The 239-nt window shown below is 62.3% G+C and carries 1 protein-coding gene; it reads left to right on the top strand.

The window, feature by feature from the left end:
- A partial coding sequence (locus tag OH705_RS28640; protein ID WP_267303624.1) for a DUF4158 domain-containing protein occupies positions 1–239 on the top strand: 239 nt, incomplete at both ends.

The raw sequence follows: 239 nt of genomic DNA, 5'->3' as shown, positions 1-239 counted from the left end.
CACGAGACCGCGTATCCGCGCCTGAAACCTGATCCCACGGCCAAGGAACTGGACGAGATTTACACGCCCAGCGGCGGCGAAGTGCGCCTCGCACGTAGCATGGCGACCCAGCCAACCACTCAGTTGGCTGTGCTCATTCACCTGAAGATGTTCCAGCGGCTGGGCTACTTCGTGATCCTAGCCGATGTCCCAGAACGGATTCGGCAACATATTGCCCAGGCAGCCGGGCTGCGCCGGGC

The organism is Pseudomonas sp. BJa3 (assembly GCF_026343815.1).
Lineage (GTDB): Bacteria > Pseudomonadota > Gammaproteobacteria > Pseudomonadales > Pseudomonadaceae > Aquipseudomonas > Aquipseudomonas soli.
The sequence above is the reverse complement of the archived record's forward strand: the minus strand, read 5'-3'. Positions and strand labels throughout refer to the sequence as shown.